The organism is Sphingobium sp. DC-2 (genome assembly GCF_000722555.1).
GTDB lineage: Bacteria > Pseudomonadota > Alphaproteobacteria > Sphingomonadales > Sphingomonadaceae > Sphingobium > Sphingobium quisquiliarum.
Genome location: NZ_JNAC01000075.1, coordinates 236,866 through 255,575, shown reverse-complemented (window position 1 = coordinate 255,575; position 18,710 = coordinate 236,866). Strand labels below are relative to the sequence as shown.

Genomic DNA, 18,710 nt, shown 5'->3' with positions numbered 1-18,710 from the left:
TCAAGCCAACCCCCTGATACTACTCACCTTAGTTTCGGATCAGGCTCTTACAGGTCGCGCCGCCGCTCGCATCAGCGGAGGTGCCGAGAAGGGGGTTGCCCGGGGATGGAGATGCTCGAGATATGGAAAATGCACGGTCTCGTGCCGACCTTGTAAGTCATATGCCCAGCAGAAGCGGCTGAGACGCAGTCCGTGTTGGACACCGCAAAAGCTGTCCCAACCGCGACATTTACCGGAACTGGCAAGAACGACCGTCATGCATTGACATTGGTGACGGTTATTGCGGCGGCGCCAATACCCTCTCTCTGGAATTGACGCCGCCACATCGATCCCTGTTCGCAAAGATGGGTCAATGCCGATAGATTAGAAGCGTTGTTCCCAATCGGTTTCCAGATCGAGCCGATTCACAAATGATGGAACACCGACAGAATTCTGCTATAGTCCTCCAGTGAGGATATAGCGATGAACAACGCCGCCCATATTCAAGCGCCCGAACCGGCATCGCCTCGGCTGAAACCGGCCGATTGGCTTTGGCGTCCGTGGTACGCGAAGCTGTGGTGGTCGGCAATTCCGGTCTGGTGGATCGGCATGGCTGCATCGACCAGGATCGCGCCGCTTGAGGCGTTCTACGACAGCGCGGCGGCCGGTTTTCTCAACGTCCTGTTCTTCCCGATGATGGCGCTTATGGTGCTCGGAATCGGCTATGCACAGCATTGGCTCGCGCAGTTTCCAAAGCAGGGTGACGGAACTTCGCTGTCCGATGAAACGGTAGCTAGAATCGCCGATGTATGGGAGGAGCATGATCGGGCAATGGAGGATCTCCATGCCAGCTCCGATATTCTCGATCCGAGGTCTGGTGCATTGTGGATCGGAAATCCTTTGAGCTCTCACTGGCCTCACAAACGACTTTAACGCTTCTTGAAGCTACTGTCCCCGTCGCCGGGGCTGTTATCGAGATCGGTCGAGAACCGACCACTTTTCAGGACGGAATTCTGTTCGATTGAGGTGAGCGGACCGGTGATATCGAACGTAGCTCGCCCGGAATCCGCATCCTGCAGGTAGCGATTGCGCATCCCGTTCGGGCCAAGAATGCGTTCCGATAGTTCGCGCGAGAAGGCCGCTTCCGGGCTGCCGGAGCGGGCAGCCGCCCGTTCAGCCGCTGCTATTGCATTGCGGACGTCGTAGTTCACGATATCAATCGCTGACTGCGCCGTCTCGCTCGTGGTGCCAACGTCACGGCTCTCAAACCCAAGACTCCCACCGACACGCCCCGATGTGGAGCGTCCCTTTTGGGTGATCGGGCTTTGGTTCGATTGTTGCCCTTTGCCGCTAGGTTGTCCGCGACCGCCCGTCGCTTCCGACTCATTGGCACTGATAGTGCCGCCAACATGAGCGCCGATAGTGGTCCCCATCGTGGTCTGGTCCTGCGCGGATCGTGAGAGCCCGCGCTGCCATCCGGTCTGCGCGATGATCGCCTGGACGTCGCGCGTAAGCGTATCGGCCACCTGCGGGTTAAGCCGCCAGTTGCCATGCCGATCCATCTCGAACCCGCCGCGCAGCCAGTTCTGCATCATCGCCTGGCCCTGTTCGCCGCTGCTGAGGAAGTGTTCAATGGTGTCAGGGCCTGCCTGCTTGCCCGCCTCGAACCGCGTGGAGGTGTCGTTGCGTGCCGATTGCTGGAACCCGACCGAGCTGGAGACGAGAAGATCGTTGTCGGCGAACGAGAACCTTGCCCGCCCGCCATTGGCGACCGCGCCGAGCTGGCTTTCGTTGATGAGCCCGCCACGCCACATCTGCGCCGCCGTCTCCGGGGTAAGATTGAGGCTCAGATCGCCATTCTGCGCCATGGCGATCTCGCGCTTCGACATGTCCACCCCATGATCGGCCAGCAACTTCTGCATGCGGGTCAAGCGCTCATTGTCGATGATCCGCGTCAACCGTTCGTTGCGGGCGCGATCAGCGATGCCTGCCGCGCCGCCTTCGGCCATATCGACCTGATTGCCGGCACCCTGGCTGAGCGTGCGGATGAAGCTGTCGAGATGTGCGGCCTGTCGCACCGACATGCCCGCCGCGGCCGCGCCTTCCGCGAACCCGGCGTTGTCGGCCTGCCGCCGCTGCTCACCGATCCGGGCGGCGGACCGTGTCCCGTCGTGACCGACCTCACGCTGCGCGTCGAGCTTGCCCGACCGTTCGGCAAAATCGAAGCCCGCTGCCTCGCGGGTGCGCCCATAGACGCTGGTGCCCTCGCGCGCGGCCTCGGCGGTCGCACCGTCGGCGGTGCCGACCTGCACGGCGGCATTGTAGGTTTCGAGCGCCCGCATGACCTGCGCTTCATTTCTGCCCGTTGCGCGCGACAGTTGGGAAATGGCGGTGGAGCGAGCCTCTCCGGATAGCGCGTTGATAAAGGCGACGCGTCGGGAGGTTTCCTGAACGGAGAGGCCGAGCATGGAGGAAGCGTTGCGCTGGCCCTCATTGCTGCCGGTCCTATGCGCCTGCTCGGTCGCGACATTGCCGCGCTCGATCCGCCTTACATTGTCGCCAGCAAAATCGCGCCTGCCTTCCATCGCGCCGACCTGGATCTGCGCGCCGGTCAGATCGTTCCTCAGCATCTGCTCCTGGTCGAAGGTATTAGCGATCAGCTTGGCGAAGGTCGGATCGGCCGACGCCTGCGCGATCACCGTCGAGGCTTTGAGCGCGGCATCCTGCTGGTCGTAGCCGCTCCTCTCGAAATGCCGCTGCGCGCCGGACAGCATCATGTCATAGGCGCGCGTATCCCCGAACGCCTTCCACTGGACCATCTTCTGCGTGAAGGCCGCGAACGAACGCTCCCCGGACTGTCCCTCTCCAAAATAGCCGGTGCCAAGGCTGCGGAGCGCATCCTTCTCCGCGAAATTGTGGATCGCGCTGGTCGCGGCATTGTCGCGCACGGCGCGCACGGTCGCGGGATCGGTGAGGCTGCGGCCGGTGAGGGCAGGGGAGAGCCCGCCCAGTTCGCGCGCCGCATCGAGCTTGCCCATGCCGAATGCGGCCGTTCCGCTGGCGCCGCCGCCATGTTCGCCGAGCACGCTGCTCGCCGCACCGAACGCCCGGTTGGCGCCGAAGGTCGAGCGTTCGCCGAAGTCCCCGAAGTTCGAGGCCGCGCCCCGGCGCGCCATCGTGCCCGCGGCCCCCGCCTGCGCCTCGAGCGCGCCGGCATAGCCTTCGCTGGTGGCAAGCGGCGCGGCCGCCGCCGTGCCCTGACCCTGCACACCGAGCGCGCCGGATGTGAACGAGGTGAACACATTGCCGGAGAACCGGAAAACCGTGAACACGAAGGCCCCGGCGAGGCCCGCGGACGCGGTGCGGAAACTCCCGAAGATCGCAAGCGCCTTCATCGCGGACGACGGCGCCAGCATCCAGGCATTCGCCGCGACATGGTTGGCGCGCATCTCGGCCAGCACATCGGTCGCGCGGCCCAGCGTCAGCTGATAGATGCCGGCGTCGATCACGCCCCAGAGCGCCACGAAGACGAACAGGCCGAGGGCGAAGCTGGCGACGCGCAGGTTGATCGGGGTCAGGATGAAAAGCAGCGCGACGGGCATCATGAACAGCATGATCCCGAACACGGTCGCCCGGATCGTCGGCATCCACTCGTTCGCGGTCGACATGGTGGCGAGGCCAGACGAGACGACGGCGCGATTGGCCATGACGCGCGCCGCCGTCGCCGGACTATCCTCGAACAATACGTCGCCCACCGTGCTGCCGAGCATCACATTGGTCAGGAACTGCTGGAGCGAGAGCGGCGTATCCATCATCATCTGGCCGAGTTCGCCGATGTTGGACCGGCAGCGCTGAAGCTGTGTCGCGTTGCCGATGTCGTAGCCGGTGCGGGTGCAGACCTGCGCGACATAATTGTCGAACAGCGCAGGTTCGGAGAGGCGTGTCGAGATATGTTCCCACGCCTCGTTGCAGCTCACCGTCGTGCCGCCCTTGTCGGTGGACGTGAACACCGTGCTGAAGGTCGCCGGCCCCGCCATCGCGGCAAAGGCGGCAGGAAGATCGGTCGCCGTGCGGAACAGCTGATCGTCGTCGACGCCATAGGCGGGCGAGACGCGCGCGACCGGATAGCATTGGCGGACATAGTCCTTGATCGTTGCGTCGAGGAAGGTGTCCGTCATCGGCCCGCGCGGGGATGCGGCATTGAGGAACAGATCGAAGCTGTGCCCGCCCGCGCCGAACTCCAGCTTCGCATGGGGATCGGTGGTGTTGTCGTCGATCACTTCGGCCAGCGCGCGTTCCATCATGTTGGTCATGCCCGCGACCAGCACGATCAGGTTCGGCACATCGCCGACCGGCTGATAGGCGTTGCGGACGCGGTCGTAGACGTGGACCGTGCCCGTCGTCGCGACCAGGCCGACGAACAGCCCGACCCCGATCAGCATCTGGAACCCGAAGGCGACCAGCCCCATGCCTTGCCCGCGGATGCTCGCGAGCAGCACGCCGAGCGCGATGCCCACCACCGCGACGATCAGCACCAATGTCTCGTAACGCGAATCCCCGAAGATCATCGAGACGAGGCGGAAGGCGTCCACCGTCTCCGCAAAGCCGTCATAGGTGTGGAAACTCGCATCGATCGCCAGCGCGGGACTGGCCGAGAAGAGAGCGATCAGGACCGAGATCGCGCGAACTAAGCGGTGCATGACGCGGCCCTCCGTCAGCGGTTGCGGTTGGCGGCGGCGCCGGCGGCGTCGCGCGCATCACGGTCGCGCTGGCGCACGACCCCGGCATAGTTGGCCGAGAGGTTCGCCTGGTTCAGCGCAGCCATGTAGGACTGGCGCATCTGCGCGCGCTGGCGCAGCACCTCGTCGCGCAGCCCGCTCAATTGCTCGATGCCCTTGGCGAGGATGCGGGTCTGGCAGATCCTGGCGCTGCCTGCATCGGCCGCACCGGCGGCGGTCACGCCGCGTTCGGCATTCGACACGGCAAAATCTATGCTGCGCGTGAGGTCGTTGAGCATCTGATAGGCGAGCGTCAGCGCAACCAGCTCGTCGGTATCGCCGATCACGCTCTCGACCAGCCCCTGGCGCACGCCCCATTCGAGCAGGCGATAGACCGGCAGGGTCCGCACATTGGCGACGAACTGGCGTTCCTCCGTCGTCAGAGTGGCGCGCGTGCGGATCTTGACCGCGATCGACTCCATCCGGCCGCGTGCGAGCACCAGCGCGCCCTTACCGCTGCCGTCGGTCGAGCAGTCGGCGGCGGTCGGCGGCACCGCGATCGCGCGGGTCTGAACCTTGCCGGTCAGGAAATCGTCGACACTCTCGGTGTCCTGCCGTGCGCAGGCGGGGATGGCCGTGAACAGCGGAACCTTGTCCGCCGGGTCCCAGCGCATATAGACGTCGCCAACGCGGGCGCGCATGACGCCGGCCCAGTCGGACGCGCCGACACGCGCGGCGGCATGGGCTAGCAGCGAGCCCGTCTTGAAGATTTCCGTGACTTCCGCCGGGCAGTTTTCCAGCGCATCGCGCAAATCCTCGGTCGGATTGCCCTGGTTCGCCTGGATCTTCTCGCGGCTCTGCTGATAGCTCTTGGAGAAGCCCTCGCGGACGCTCTTGTAGCCGGTCATCTCCTCGATGATGCCCGACATATTGTCGTCGCCCCGGGCGATCTGGACCATGCGGTTGGCGAGCCGGCAATCGTTGACCTGGATCGAGTTCAGGAAATTGGTCGCCGCCTCCATCTTCGAGATGATGTTACCCATTTTTTCATCGAGGGTTTCCAACAGATACTGGAAAGCGACAGCCGGGGCAGCCTGAAGGATGCTTTCGAGCTTCTGGACGAGATAGTCGGGATCGAGGAACGACATGCCGCCCAAAAACATGTCGATTCCCCCGCAGCCCGCGCGGACCTTGGGCAGCGTGACCGACATGAGATAGTCGTTATGGACATCGATCCGGCCCGACATGCCGCCCGCGGTGATATAGCCGCGGGTCTGGTCCTCGAAGGAGCCGGGGCTGGTGTAGGTCACATTGTCGAACCAGCTTTCGGCCCAGCTTTGCGCGGACGCGGGCGAGGCGAAGGACAGACAAGCCAGCAGGGGAAGGGCGAGCAGGGTCAGGCGGCGGCGCGGGTTTGCCATGGCGGGCAGCTTTCGTTTACGCGGGCAAGGGGCTGGCTCCCCATGTCAGTTCCTTGCCCTGTTGGAGGAGGGACGCGTGGGTGCGGCCACGATTCCGGTGAACTTGGCCATGCCGCGCACGCCGACAGCGGGCTTCACCCCGGTCAGCATCTTGGCGGCGAGGTAGAGATTGCGCGCGAGGTTGGGCGCATGATCGGTGCCGATCGCGACGGGAATGACGCGATTGGAGTCGGAGACGGGCCGGACCCAGGCGACAGGGTGCCCGACCCAGGGCAGGCCGAGACGCCCGGAGCGCAGCATCGCTTCCTGGCTGCCGATCGTGCGGACCTTCCAGCCATAGCGTTGCCCCAGGGTTCCAAGCCGCGCCCAGAGATCGGCGCAGGGGATGCAACCGGGCGCCGTGCTCATCTCGACGATGAACGCGGGGGCCTGGCCTTTCATGGTTTCGGCGAAGTCGGGCGGCCAGTCGCGCGTCACCGGAACGCGGGCGAGCCACTGGCGCATCTCCGGGTCGGTGGCGACAGGGTGGATCGCCGCGCGCATCGCCTGTTCGTGCGTCGGCGCCTGCGCTTGAACAGGTGCACTCGCCATGACCAGCGCCACAAGCAGGATGGGGGCGAAGCGGATCATGGCCGGGGCTCCATCCGAACGTCCACCAGATCGCCCCCCAGCACGCGCGGATCGGTGGCCGACACCGGGCCGTTGGCGAGCGCGTCGAAGAACCCGTCTTCCTCGCCCGCACCGGTCAGGAACTGTTCGGGCCGGATATCGCCCGCTAGCAACCGGACTGCCTGGTAGGCCATCTGGATGAGGTTGGGATAGGCCTCGACTCCGCTCGCGATCACCATGCGCTGCTGGCTGCCTCGCCGGATCACCATCGTCGTGGGCGTGACCTCGACCCCGAAGCGCTGCGCGAGTTCGGGCTTGCGATCGATGTCCTGCAGCGTGACCTGCCAGCCCATCTCGTCCTGGAAGCGCTGGACGATCGGCCACTGGACACGGCAATAGCCGCAGGTCGAACGCGAGAACATGACCAGCGCGAATTCATTGGACCGGCTGCGCAGATACTGGCGGCGGACCTGATCCTTCTGCGCGGAAAGCTGATCGCGCGCCTCGCCGACCATAGGGTTCGCCGATTTGGCGTTGAGTTCGGGATTTTGCAGCATGGCGATCTGGGTGACGCCGGCGAAGGCGCGGGCCTTGCGCCGGGCGAAGTCCTGCAGGCGCCAGAAATCCGCCACCGCATCGACCGTCAGCACGGTCGCCGCGTAATCCCGTTGCTCCTCGATAAGCTTCCTGATCTTGGGCGGCGTCCATGTCGCCAGCTCGACCATCGGTGGAATGCGGGGTTTGACGAGCGCGTCGGGATCGGGTTCATCGTCGGCGGGTTTGGGCGGCGCCTGATACCACCAGTAGCCGGTGCGTTGATCGACGGTCTGCGCATGGACAGGCAGGATCGGCAGGAGCACCGCCGCGATGAGGAGGGCGGCGCGGATCACAGCAGCTTCTCCATGCGCTTCAGCCGCTCGATCTCGACCGGGCCGTAGTAGCGGCTGTCGAACCCGCTGGCGTGTGACGAGCCGACATAGATCATGCCCGCGGGGATCGTCGGATAGAACGGCCGCCAATGGTCGAGCTTCTGCCCATTGTGCCCATAGGGCTTGCTGATGCCGAGCAGCTTGCCGTTGCAATAGTACCAGCCATCCCATTCGCCGGGATGCATGGGGCCAGATGCAGACGACGGCTTCTCGATCCAGTCGATGCGGTCACCCGGCAGGCACAGAGCCATCTTGGTGACATCGACCGGCCTGGGGCCGGCGAGCGGATGCGACAGGGTGAACGATACGAAATCGCCGCGGTGGATCGGCCCCGGCGCCTTGCGGACGAGCCAGGCGTCGATCGAGGGACTCATCACGATGGTTGCCTGGGGAATCGCCCACCAGGTCAGGAGGCCGACCGGCAGGACTATGCCGAACGCCTTCCAGAGCTGTTTGGGGCGGGGTGGCTGGCCGAGGCCGGAACTGCCGAGCGCGACCGCGGCTTTCAGCGGCAGCAGCTTCAGTTCGGCCCAGCCGGATCTAGCGGCCCTGAAGGCGAGTCTGAGCATCGCTGACCTCCTGCTTGCCGCCGAGGCGGGCATATTCTTCGAGAAGTCCGGAAAGCGCCGCGTCGCCGTAGATGACATGGGCGGCACGCGGGGCATCATCCTCGCGCTCGCAATAGGGGAGCGCCGGATCGCCGGGCACCATGGCGAGCGCGGGGACGCGGGTGACGCCGTGCTGGCGGAAAATGAGCGGATCGACGATCAACTGCACGTCGCGCATCGCGCAGGCCGGGCCTTCGCAGCCGGGATCATGGCGCAGGATTTCCGCCGAGAGCTTCGCCATCGGCGCGACCTTCGTCAGCCCGCCGGGCATTCCCCGGAACGCCAGCACGCCGCCGACCCGTTCGAGCTGCCCGGCATAGGTGCGCAATGTCGTCAGCGGCATCGAGGACGAGACGAACAGGACCGGCACCCAGCCTTTGGCCTCGGGCGGTACGGTGGCGCCCGCGACCGCCTCCATGTCGGGCGCATCGAGACCGAGCGCCTGGCCGAGCCGTCTGGCCATGGCGTCGCGCTCGGCGGCCATCGCTTGCCTCCCTTTGTCGAGCGCGGTGCGCGCCCGCGCGTCCATCGCTGGCGACGGGGCGCGTTTGCGCAGTCCCTCGAAGGCGCGGCGGCGGGTCTCTTCCGATGGCGCGGGCAGCGCGGTCGGACCTCGTGTTTCCGCTTCGGCCTTTCGCGCGGCGGTGGCGCGTTCGAGCCGGTCCATCGCCGCGTCGCCTTGCGCCTGCGCGCGTTCCCTGGCGTTCACCGGTGGCGCGGCATCCTGCGCGTGGGAGGGCGCGGAGGCGGCGAGGAGGAGGGTGAGCGCGGAGAGACCGCGCAGCCTATGGCGTGACCGCACGCATATACGCATCGATCTTGTCCTTCATGTCGATCTGGATGTCGGCCTGGGCGCGGGCCTCGATCTCGGAATAATATTCGGAAAGGTCCATTTTGGAGAAATCCAGCGCCTGGAATTCCTCGGGGGTGAATCCGCGGCAGTAGGGGTTCTTCGGCGTGCCCCAGCCCAAGCCGTTGAAGCTCTTGAGCTGCGGGCGACCCTGTTCCTGGATGATGCGGCCAAGCTTGGTGTTGAAGCAGCAGTGGCCCTTGGATTTCTGCACGCAGATGCCGAGGATCTTCGAACTGCAATAGGTCCCGACTTCGTGGCACATGCCCGAGCCCCGGAGCATGCCCACTTCCATGTCTTGGCTGTCACAGCCGGACAGGAGGAAATCCATCATGAAGTTGATGGCGAGACTGATGGCGATCGAGGTCGGATCGATCCCGGCGATGATCGCGTTCGCGCCGGAGCTTGCGGCCTGGCCAGCGGTCGCGCCCGCCTTAAACGCACCATAGGCGGCCTTCATGCCGGTGAAGACGCCTTTCGCCACCGCGATCTTCGTGCCGATCGACGAGATGGATGAGCCCATCCCGTCCTTGACGATCTTGCCCTTGTCCTTGCAGCAGTTCGAAAAGGTGGTCTTGAGGCCCGCCGGGCGGCAGCGCACCGCGCGTCCCGCGAATATCTCGATATTGCCAAGGCAATGCCCTTCGGCGTCGACTTCGCCATCGGCAGGCGCGCCGGGATCGTCGACGATGGGATCGTCCTCAATTCCGGTGCCGTCGCTGCCGGTGCAGGCATTGGGCGAGCACATCGGCGTGCCGCCGCCGACCGGCGTCAGGCATGAGTGCTGGCTGCCGAGCGGGCAGCTATACGCGCCCTCGGCATCGGCCACGCACATCACTTGCTGGATCGGGCAGAGCCATTCTTCATCCGCCATGATTGTGCAGTTCGCGACCTCGCCAGGATCACCGGCATCGCCGTTGCCATCGAGATCGACCGCGCAGACCGGGAGCGTTTGCGCTTGCGCTGGCGTGACATGCCCCGCGAGCAGCAAGCCGGACAGGCCGAGCGCAAGCAGCTGTGCGCGCTTCCGCCAGGGAAGGAGGCGCCCGATCATCGCACTTCCCCCGTGCAGACCATGTCGGCCCCACCGAGGCGGACGGTCTGCATCATGACGACGGCTTCGGGAAAATCGTCGAGGCAGCCGCAGGCCGAGACGATTTCCTCGCCCGGACCCACAGGGCAGACATCGCCGCCGCCTGCCGCCGTGCAGGCATGGTAGAAGGTGTCCCACCCGACAGGCGCATTCTGTTTCGTGCCGACCACTCCGTCGAGGGTAGCCGCCGTATTGCGCGCGGGCGCGCGGGTCTTGCAGACCGGCTCGCAGGCCGGAACCGAACCGCGATCGGGCAGCGCGAAGGGCCGTGACGCGGTGGCATAACCCCCGTCCGAGGTCCTCGTCCGGTCGGCCAGCATGGTCTCGGTCGAATGGTCGATGATATAGGCGCCGCGGCTCAGATCAGGTTCCGGCATCGATCCGGTATCGACGGTACAACGATAACGGCGCTGACGCTCGAACCATGGCCGCGCGAGACGGAGCGAGCAGGCGCCGCTCTCGAACAGGCGTGCCTGGGGGAGGGGCGTAAGGCCGGTGCCGACGCCGTTGCGGAACGTCTCGACGCCATCGACGCTTTCGTCATGAAGCGCGCAATTGACGTCGCCGGCATAGCCCGCGCACAGGTCGACGATCCGCTCGGTCGGGTTGCAACTGAGATCGAGCATTGCATCGAACTGCGCGAAGGCCTCTCCTTCACCGCCGACCGCGATGCGCATGGAAATGACATGCTCGCCGCGGGTCAGCCACGGCTTGAGGTCGAGATTGGGATAGGCATGCCAGGTCCGTTTCCGCTCGCACTTGCCGGGCGGCAGGCCGGTCCCGGTCCAGTTCGCCGGATTGGACAGCACGAGCTCGCCGTCGATGCGAAGCTGGAGCCAGTCGTCGAAGAAATAGTGCGAGAGCCGGAACTGCGCGAGGCGATCGGGATCATCGATCCGCAGCCGCATGGAAAACTCGAAGATGCGGCAGCTCCCGCCTCGCAGGCTGTCGTCGCGCGGCGAGCCCATCTGCAATGTGAGCTGATCGGGTGCGGGCGCATAGATCGCATAGGCGCCGCCGAGATGCGCGATCACATCGTCCGCCTTGACGGCGTTCAACGACACCTCCCGCGTGATCGTGCAGGACCGGATCTGCTCGGCCTTGCCGACGCCGGCGGGCGAGCCCTTGAGCGCCTGGAAGATGCTGTTCGATGCGGCGACGCTCGCGGCATCGCCCTGGATCGTGGCGGGACTGGCGCGATAGGCCGTCTGCGGGAGCGCGGGGTTGGGCGAGCAGGCCGTGCTTTGGGCGCCAGTGTAACGGATGGCCGGGCCGTCGATCACCGCCTGCGCGACGCCGACGCGCGGATCGGCCGTGGTGAGCGCGCCGATGACGCCGCCGCCTAGGTCCTTCAGCACCGAGGCCATATTGCCCCAGACGAGGTTGCTGCCGCAGCTGTTGTTGATGCAGTAGCAACCGGCGAGATCGGTCAGGTCGACTTGCGCGAGCTTGAGATCGCCGCCTGACGCAACATCCCATTTGAAGCTCTTGCACTGGTTCCAGGTGCCCGGCTGACAGGAGACGACGCCATTGGCGCAAATGCCCGATACCGGCACCGGCAGGGTCAATGTCTGGTCGACCGTGCCGTCGAGATCCTTGTCGCGCGATATCCGCAGCGTGCCGATATCGCCGGTCGCCGCCGGCTGCGCGATCAGTTCGAGCAGCGTCGCCGTCTTCTGGCACGCTATATTGGGGTTGAACGTCCGGCTGTTGTCGACTGTCGAGATCGGTTGTCCGGCAAGCCCCGGCGTCAGATAATTCTGCTGGATCGCATCGCTGTCCGAGGTCTTCGCGCGGGATGCTTCGGCGGCGGCGCGGGCGCGGTCCTCGACCGTCTGGGCCGAGAGCGGCGCCGGCGCCAGAGCGCTGGCCGCGAGGAGGAGGATGCCGCGCTTCACCATGGCGTCCTCGCGCGGGTGGTTCGCGAGCCATGGGCGAAGCGCAGCATGTCTCCCGCCCGGAACGCGCTGGATCCGGGCGAGAGTATCCTGAAGACGGCCTGTCCCTCAAAAATGGTCAGCGCGGCCGCCACCGGAGATACGGCGGGAGGGGGCATTGCCGGCCCCGGCGGGGGGCTTTCGGCCGCGCTGACCGAGGGGGGAGCGGCGGTTGAAAGGCACACCGCCGCTCCTTCCGCGCGCCCGCTCACGGTGGGGAGCGTTCCGTGACGAGCGGGGCAGCTACCCGCGCGAGACGCACGGTTTGGGGGAAGCGATCTGCTCATGGCGTGGAAATCCCCGCGCAGCAGATCGCCTTCTCGAACAACATGAATTGGGCATTGTCCTTGCCCGGCGCGTGCTTGCCCGATGTCCAGAGCGCGCCGGGCCGCCCGATATTGACGCACTTACCGCCCTTGACCGGCTCCATGATCTGGAGCTTGTAGCGGGACTTGGTCCAGATCGGCTGCGCCTTGAACGAGCAGCCGTCCGCCGAATGGATCGTGAGAGCGCCCAGCCTGCCCATCATGAAGGTCGAGCGCGCGGCGAGCCCGGCCCAGGCCTCGACGCTATCGCCAAAATGAATATCGCCGGCGACCGGATAGGTCGCGCCCCAGGACCCCATGCACCAGAATAGAGGGTCAATGACCTTGCCAGCGGCCGCCGCGGCGCTGTCGGCCATGCAGGCAAGACCCGCCGCCGGATTGCCGAACAATATGCCTTCGGGCTGGATGATCGCGCCGAGCGTCCCCGACTGCCAGGTCGGCAGAACCTCGGTGATCATCGCGACGTCGAACCCGTCATCTTCGATGCACGGCAGGTCGGTGAACATGTCGAGCATCTTCCAGACCGGGCTGATGTAGTAGTGCGCCTGCGCGAACATCTTGCGGGTGTTGGTGCCGTCGGAGATCGACGACTGGCTGCCCTGGAGCTTGCCGCCGGTCGGCATGAGATCGACGCCGAGCGCCATCATGCAGCCCGGCTCGGTCACGACATCGATCATGCGGTTCGGGCTCCAGAACGAAACCTTGACCCCGAACCAGAAGGTCGCACCCTTGCGGCAGGCGCAGAGCGGTTTGGAGGCCGACTGGGCGTCCAGTTCCTTGTCGAGCTTATCGTAGGAGCCCACCCGCACGCCCCCGATCGTGATCGGGAAGATGCAGTTCCAGCGCACCTTGGTGATCGGATTGAACACCGTGCCCGCCTCGCATTTGGAGGCATGCGCAGGCGTGGCGGGCGCGACGAGCGCCAGAGCGAGGGCCGCCGCGCCGGTGCGCAGCATCGAGATGAGCCGACTCATGGGATGGCCTTTCGTACGGGAGTGCGATCGGCGCGCACCTCTGTCAGCTCCAGCTTCTGGCCGACCTGCCGGACGATCACGGGCGCGACGGTGAGGCCCAACCGCTCCTTCACGCGCTCCTCGAGAATGAAGAGGGCGCGGCCGTGCTTCTCGCCAAGCGAGAGCGCATCGTCCTTTGCGTCCCCACCGCCGGTGAGGATGATCCAGTCGGTGAGCGCGGCGGTCTTCAGCGCCCAGCCCAGATCGCGGGGATGCACGACCACCAGCTTCTGCGGCAGCGACACATAGGTCAGCGGGTTGAAGGTGAAGCCCGCCGGATAGAGCAGCTTGCCGTCCGGCAGCCGGATTTCCTGATCGAGCGTGTAGAACGGCACAACGCTGCGAACCTGGGTCTGGCGCGCGACACCGAGCGTCGCGCCTTTCAATGCGCTCCAGCCCGAACGCGGTCCGAACTTTTCCGCCATATTGGGCGGCTGCTTTGCGGCGCGCGCCTCGATCTCGGCCATCGCGTCGGGCTCGGCGATCAGCCAGGTGCGCCCGATGGTCGATGTCTCGGCGTGGGCCACCCCCGCGACGATCAGCGCGCCGGCCAGACACCCGGCGATGAGCGTGGACTGGATGGCGACGACATGCCAGCCTTGGGGGACACGTCTATCGACCACGGCGGCGCTCCCTCCAGGGAACGGCAGGCGTGCGACTCTCGCCGCAGACCGCGCAGATGAACGCGGTGACGCCCAGGAACAGCGTGAGCCAGATCAGCGCCTGGCTGCCGCCGAGGTCGGGGGCCGACCAGAGCACCAGCGAAGACTGGAGGATCATCAGCAGATGCGTGCCGACCAGCAGGCGAATGGATGACGGACAAGGCGCGCCGGAGAAGATGCCGTTCATCGGCCCCACCTTTCGGCATGTCGGGCGAGGGCATTTGCCATCCTCGACGCGCGGTGCAGGAACCAAAGTCCTCCCCGCACAAGCGCGATCGGCGTCAGGACAATAATGGCCGCCCGCATGAACAGGGGCATTTCCGGGACGAGCAGGAACAGGCCGACGATGATCGAGGCCGCCGCCGCTTCGAGGCCCACGATCTGCCGAAAGCGCAGAGCCGCGATCCTCTCGTCCCGACCGGACGTATATTCCATGGCAAGCGCGGCGCGGGCCATGATCAGGAGCACGGCTTCATTCGAGCGATGCAGGCGTTCGACATAGGCTTCCTGCGTCTCGCCCGGCAGGCGCGGCGCCATCCCTGGACGGACCAAAAGATCCTCCGGCCGTTTTCCGGGACGAGGAGGGATTTCGTCGATCCCGCCGTCGATCTGCCGGGCAAGCCAGCGGATCATGTCGCCGACCAGCGGGCGGATCGACGACGGGTCGGGCGATCCGGAGAAGCTGCCGTTCATGCCCATCTGCGTGCCCTCCGCGTGACCAGCCAATTCGGGATGCTGTCGATGATGCGGGCGATGCCGATCGCCAGCGCGGCGCCGGTGAGTCCGGCACAGGCGATCAGCCCGGCCACGAGCGGCACGGGCACGCTGTCTGCGGCCCCGCACAACCCTAGGCCGGCATAGGCCAGGGCGGCGATGACCGGCCCGGTGAAGGTCAGCAGGAGAGCATGCCGCCGCCAGCGCTGGCGCTCGCTTTCCAGGATGGTCCATTGCGCATCGCGAACGGACGCGAGGAACCGGACCCGGTCGCCCAGTTCCCACTGGCAGCGGACCAGGTAGTCGTGAAGGGATTCGTCCGGCCTGCGCACGACGAGGGTCAGGCGCTCATTGCCGCCACTGGGCGGGAGTATGTCCAGCATCATCTTTTCCTCCTGAGTTTTGCGAGCAAGCGGCCCGCGGCCCCGGTCAGGCCGATGAGGATGAGCCCGGTCAGGAAACAGCCGCCGCCAACGATCGCCGCGCCGCGAAGAACGATGCCGGCGGGCTGTTCGAGCACCAGCCCGGCCGCGAGCACGAGCGATGCGATCATCACGGATTCGATGACCACCAGGCGGAAGCGCCAGCGCAATGCGTCGGCTTCCGCCCGTGCGGCGACGCGCGCCTCGATGATCCGCTCGATATCCTCATCCGGGCTCTCCACGAGCCGGAGTGGCAACTGGTCGGGGGAGGGGGAGCGCCGCGTCATGACAGCGCACTCCGCTTCAGCGGCGCTGCGTCATCGAAGGACGTGCCGATTATCCCGGCGGGATCGACGCCGGCGAGATCGCACACCGCTTCGAGCGGCGAGCGTCCGGCGCGGACCAGCGCCTCGAACGCGGCCACGTCTTCGGGCGCGGAGGTGTTGATCCAGTAGCTGAACGGATCGACGACGAGCCGGGCGATGCCGAGGCCAAGCGGGCTGTCGATGAAGACTTCCGAATAGTTCGGTTTGTTGTTGCGGACCGATTTCAGGAGGTCGAGGACGAAACCCGAATAGTCGAGGATCTTGTTTTCGACCGCCTTGTCATAGGTCGATCCCTGCAGGAGGAAGCGCGTCGCGGCATTTTCCAGGATCACCTGTCCCGTGCCGCCGAACAGCAGCAGATCGTTCATGCTCTGGAGAATGATGCCGAAGCTGCCGCGATATTTTCGGGCGCGGCGATAGCCCTGGCTGATCGCCTCGGCGAGGCGCGACAGGTCCTGGCCCTCTTCGCGGGTCATGAACTGCGCGGCTTCATCGCACAGCACGAAGCGGGGGCGATCACGGGCGGACAGGTAGAGTTCCTGCGTTACCGCGTTGATCACCACCATGACGACCACGTTGAACAGGTCAGGCATGGCCTTCAGGCGCTCGAGTTCGAGCACCACGAATTCATCGTTCGAGATGTCGAACGTGCTGGGACCGTTGAAATAATGGCCGTAGGCTCCGTCCGACCCGAAATCACGCAGGTTGAAGGCCAATTCGCGCGCCGTGGGCACGAGGTGGTCGACCCGGTCGAGATCGGAGACGGTGTTGGCCGGATAGGAGCCGAGCCATTCGCGCACCGCATCGATCCCGGCTTCCGCGCGGCCGCTCTCGATCGCCCATTGCACGGCGGACTTGAGCAGGTTCCATTCGGACGTCGTGACGGGCTTGCGCGTCCCGGCGTTGGCCATCTCCGCGACGATCGACACCGCCATCGAGATCGCGGACTCTCGATCGTCGCCGTCGAGAGCGAGCCCCAGGTCGAACGGATTGAGGACGAGATGCTCTTCGCCCAGATCGATGTAACGGCCCGAGCAGAGCGTGCAGAGTTTCTTGTAGCTGCCGCCGATGTCGATGATGCGGATGAGCGCGTTCTGCGCGAAATACTGCTGGCACAGGTTATTGAGCAGGAAGCTCTTGCCCGCGCCCGATTCCGCCGAGACGATGAAGTTGTAGTTGTTGATACGCGGATCGAAGAGGTCGAGCGTGATGAGCTGCCCCTTGCGGCCCGTATAGAGCAGCGCCGGCCGCCCGCCGCCCCGGAAATCGGTTTGGATCGGCGACATCAGCACGCCCGCGCGCACCGGCACGCGGAAATCGCGCTGCAGCATACCGATCGTGCGTCGCTCGGGGTACAGGCCGAAGGGCAGGCTTGCCGCCAGCAGGATCGGGTTGAGGTAGGATTCCTCCTGGACCATCCACGGCAGCGGTTCGCTCTCCCACAGCCGCTTGGCGCGCGCCGCCATCTCGCGGGCCTGATGGCGGTCGCGGCCAAACACCCACATGGTGGGGATTACCGAGACGAACCGGGTGTTTCCGGCCTCGTCCAGGATCCACCCGATCTCTTCGATCTGCTTGCCGACCTCGACCGCGAAGGACCCCGCCGCCTTCTGCGCCGAGAGAATCTGCGCGCGCTTGTGGATCTCGAAGGCCGAGTGATCGAAGAGGACATTGAGCGTATAGAGGAACGGCCCGCCGATCTGGTCGCTGTCCTCGGACGACCCGCGCATGCCGCCGGTGAGACGATTGGCACGTTCGGCGGTGATCCGCCGCGGCGGCGACTTGGGCGTCAGACAGCGCGCCACCTGGTTGCCCAGATATACTTCCGGCCCGTCGAAGCGGAGCGCCGGCCCGGCATCGATGATCTGGCGGCGCAGCGGCACGTCGGCGGTCTGGGTGAAGACGCCGGGCGCGGGCGCATGAACGCCGTTGAAAATGCGCCGGTAGAGCGAGATGATCTCGCTCGGCGCCATCGGGCGGATGCCGAGCTTGGCGAGCTGCTCCTCGATCTGGCGGCGCAGGTCGCTGTCCATCGGCGCGCGCGTCTTGACCGACAGGAATGCGCGGAAATCGCGGATCGGGATGCCATGCAGGGCCTTCAAGCCCATGGTGCCGGCGCGCAGATAGTCGAAGGTGCGCCGGGCCGAGGCCTGGATGAGCGGATCGGGCCGTGTCTTGAGGTCGAGAAAGGCGTCGAGCGCATCGTCGATCAGCGGGTCGGCGAAACTCTGGAGCTGGAGGATCGTGCCTTCGGGAAAATTGACGTTGAGCAGCCCCAGCAGCGCCTCATGGACATGGGCGAACATATAGGGGGAGGGGACCAGCTCCCAGCTATATCCCCAGCCGTCGTCGATGGTGAGGAATGCCTGTTCTTCCTCGACCCAGGCAGCGAGCGGCATGAAGTCGGAATAGCTGTCGCGCTCGACGCTGCGGCGCAGCCGCGCCAGCGTCATGCCCGATTGATAGCTGGTCATGGCCGGGGGCCCACTTCATTCTGGCCATCGTCGAGGTGGTCCCGGACCTGTTCGAGCACGTTCACGCGGGACGCGGGCGAAACCGGGGCGACAAGATAGTCGCCGACCACCCATTGCGGGCGCTCGACCAGCGAATAGACATAGCGCGGCATGTAGAGCCGGTCGGGACGCTGCCGGTCGGCATAGGGCAGGATCAGCGTGCGGACCGAACGCGGGGGCTTGAGCATCGGCGTGACCGGCTGCTCGATCAGCCCCTGCAGCTCGCGATAGACGCTGTCGCGATAACCGGCGAAGGCGCCCGATGCCGCTTTGCCAGAGCCTGATCCGCCCGAACTGCGTGCGGACTTGCCGTCCTTGAGCAGTTTCCTGTCCCTGGTGACCGCCGGATCGGACTTCGATGCGACGCCCGCAACGGCATCGGCATAGGCTTTCTCAGGATGGATGCATTGGCCATGATCGTCGTTCTTGCAGCTGAACTTCTCGCTATAGGGCGACATGACCGAACCCAGCGTGGCGCAGCCGCTCAGCATGAAGGCGGCGCAGACCGGAAGAAGCCGGGAGAGGGCGCGCGATCGGCGCGCGGGCGATAGAGGCCGCATGGGCGATACTCCCTGTTGGATGAGGAGCCG

At 65.7% G+C, this 18,710-nt stretch carries 17 protein-coding genes; 1 reads left to right on the top strand and 16 read right to left on the bottom strand.

Translation table 11 applies throughout. The features are described 5' to 3' along the window. Positions 1 to 462 precede the first annotated feature (462 nt). The gene (locus ET21_RS0117165; protein ID WP_013846839.1) at positions 463 to 912 is read left to right on the top strand and encodes a hypothetical protein; all 450 of its coding nucleotides are present in this window, start codon (positions 463 to 465) and stop codon (positions 910 to 912) included. Here the strand turns inward: ET21_RS0117165 and ET21_RS0117160 are convergent. From ET21_RS0117160 to ET21_RS0117085, 16 genes are all read right to left on the bottom strand, one after another. After that, on the bottom strand, positions 909 to 4,679 hold the full coding sequence (locus ET21_RS0117160) for a conjugal transfer protein TraG N-terminal domain-containing protein (protein ID WP_013846838.1): 3,771 nt from the start codon (positions 4,677 to 4,679) through the stop codon (positions 909 to 911). The genes ET21_RS0117165 and ET21_RS0117160 overlap by 4 nt on opposite strands. A 14-nt stretch (positions 4,680 to 4,693) precedes the next feature. Then, positions 4,694 to 6,118: a conjugal transfer protein TraH gene (locus ET21_RS0117155; protein WP_013846837.1), complete on the bottom strand. Its 1,425-nt coding sequence runs from the start codon at positions 6,116 to 6,118 to the stop codon at positions 4,694 to 4,696. A gap of 45 nt (positions 6,119 to 6,163) precedes the next feature. Then, complete coding sequence (locus ET21_RS0117150; protein ID WP_013846836.1) at positions 6,164 to 6,748, bottom strand: hypothetical protein; 585 nt, start codon at positions 6,746 to 6,748, stop codon at positions 6,164 to 6,166. Beyond that, a complete protein-coding gene (locus tag ET21_RS0117145; protein ID WP_232037452.1) occupies positions 6,745 to 7,596 on the bottom strand; it encodes a conjugal transfer protein TraF in 852 nt (283 codons plus the stop codon). Before ET21_RS0117145 ends, ET21_RS0117150 begins: the two co-directional genes overlap by 4 nt. Before the next feature lie 17 nt (positions 7,597 to 7,613). After that, positions 7,614 to 8,225, bottom strand: coding sequence for a S26 family signal peptidase (locus ET21_RS0117140; protein ID WP_013846834.1), 612 nt, complete (start codon positions 8,223 to 8,225; stop codon positions 7,614 to 7,616). Beyond that, positions 8,197 to 9,078, bottom strand: coding sequence for a type-F conjugative transfer system pilin assembly protein TrbC (locus ET21_RS0117135; RefSeq protein ID WP_013846833.1), 882 nt, complete (start codon positions 9,076 to 9,078; stop codon positions 8,197 to 8,199). Before ET21_RS0117135 ends, ET21_RS0117140 begins: the two co-directional genes overlap by 29 nt. Then, positions 9,050 to 10,168, bottom strand: coding sequence for a conjugal transfer protein TraN (gene traN, locus ET21_RS0117130; protein WP_013846832.1), 1,119 nt, complete (start codon positions 10,166 to 10,168; stop codon positions 9,050 to 9,052). The genes ET21_RS0117135 and traN overlap by 29 nt, the downstream gene beginning before the upstream one ends. Beyond that, on the bottom strand, positions 10,165 to 12,108 hold the full coding sequence (locus ET21_RS0117125; protein ID WP_013846831.1) for a hypothetical protein: 1,944 nt from the start codon (positions 12,106 to 12,108) through the stop codon (positions 10,165 to 10,167). Before ET21_RS0117125 ends, traN begins: the two co-directional genes overlap by 4 nt. 319 nt (positions 12,109 to 12,427) lie before the next feature. Further along, entirely contained in the window at positions 12,428 to 13,444 is a 1,017-nt protein-coding gene (locus ET21_RS0117120; RefSeq protein ID WP_013846830.1) for a TraU family protein, read from the bottom strand. Next, positions 13,441 to 14,049, bottom strand: coding sequence for a conjugal transfer protein TraW (locus ET21_RS0117115; protein ID WP_048576743.1), 609 nt, complete (start codon positions 14,047 to 14,049; stop codon positions 13,441 to 13,443). The genes ET21_RS0117120 and ET21_RS0117115 overlap by 4 nt, the downstream gene beginning before the upstream one ends. A 46-nt stretch (positions 14,050 to 14,095) precedes the next feature. Continuing rightward, positions 14,096 to 14,332 carry a hypothetical protein gene (locus tag ET21_RS0117110; protein ID WP_013846828.1) on the bottom strand — a complete coding sequence of 79 codons (237 nt, stop codon included), beginning with the start codon at positions 14,330 to 14,332 and terminating at the stop codon, positions 14,096 to 14,098. Then, a complete protein-coding gene (locus tag ET21_RS0117105) occupies positions 14,329 to 14,871 on the bottom strand; it encodes a hypothetical protein (RefSeq protein ID WP_143761317.1) in 543 nt (180 codons plus the stop codon). The genes ET21_RS0117110 and ET21_RS0117105 overlap by 4 nt, the downstream gene beginning before the upstream one ends. Continuing rightward, positions 14,835 to 15,245, bottom strand: coding sequence for a hypothetical protein (locus tag ET21_RS0117100; RefSeq protein ID WP_013846826.1), 411 nt, complete (start codon positions 15,243 to 15,245; stop codon positions 14,835 to 14,837). Before ET21_RS0117100 ends, ET21_RS0117105 begins: the two co-directional genes overlap by 37 nt. Beyond that, complete coding sequence (locus ET21_RS0117095) at positions 15,242 to 15,568, bottom strand: hypothetical protein (protein ID WP_013846825.1); 327 nt, start codon at positions 15,566 to 15,568, stop codon at positions 15,242 to 15,244. Before ET21_RS0117095 ends, ET21_RS0117100 begins: the two co-directional genes overlap by 4 nt. Next, positions 15,565 to 18,081, bottom strand: a complete 2,517-nt coding sequence (locus ET21_RS0117090; RefSeq protein ID WP_037471214.1) for a TraC family protein — start codon at positions 18,079 to 18,081, stop codon at positions 15,565 to 15,567. Before ET21_RS0117090 ends, ET21_RS0117095 begins: the two co-directional genes overlap by 4 nt. Next, positions 18,078 to 18,611 (bottom strand): TraV family lipoprotein, encoded by a 534-nt coding sequence (locus ET21_RS0117085; RefSeq protein ID WP_232037453.1) that lies wholly within the window; start codon positions 18,609 to 18,611, stop codon positions 18,078 to 18,080. The genes ET21_RS0117090 and ET21_RS0117085 overlap by 4 nt, the downstream gene beginning before the upstream one ends. Positions 18,612 to 18,710: the final 99 nt, after the last annotated feature.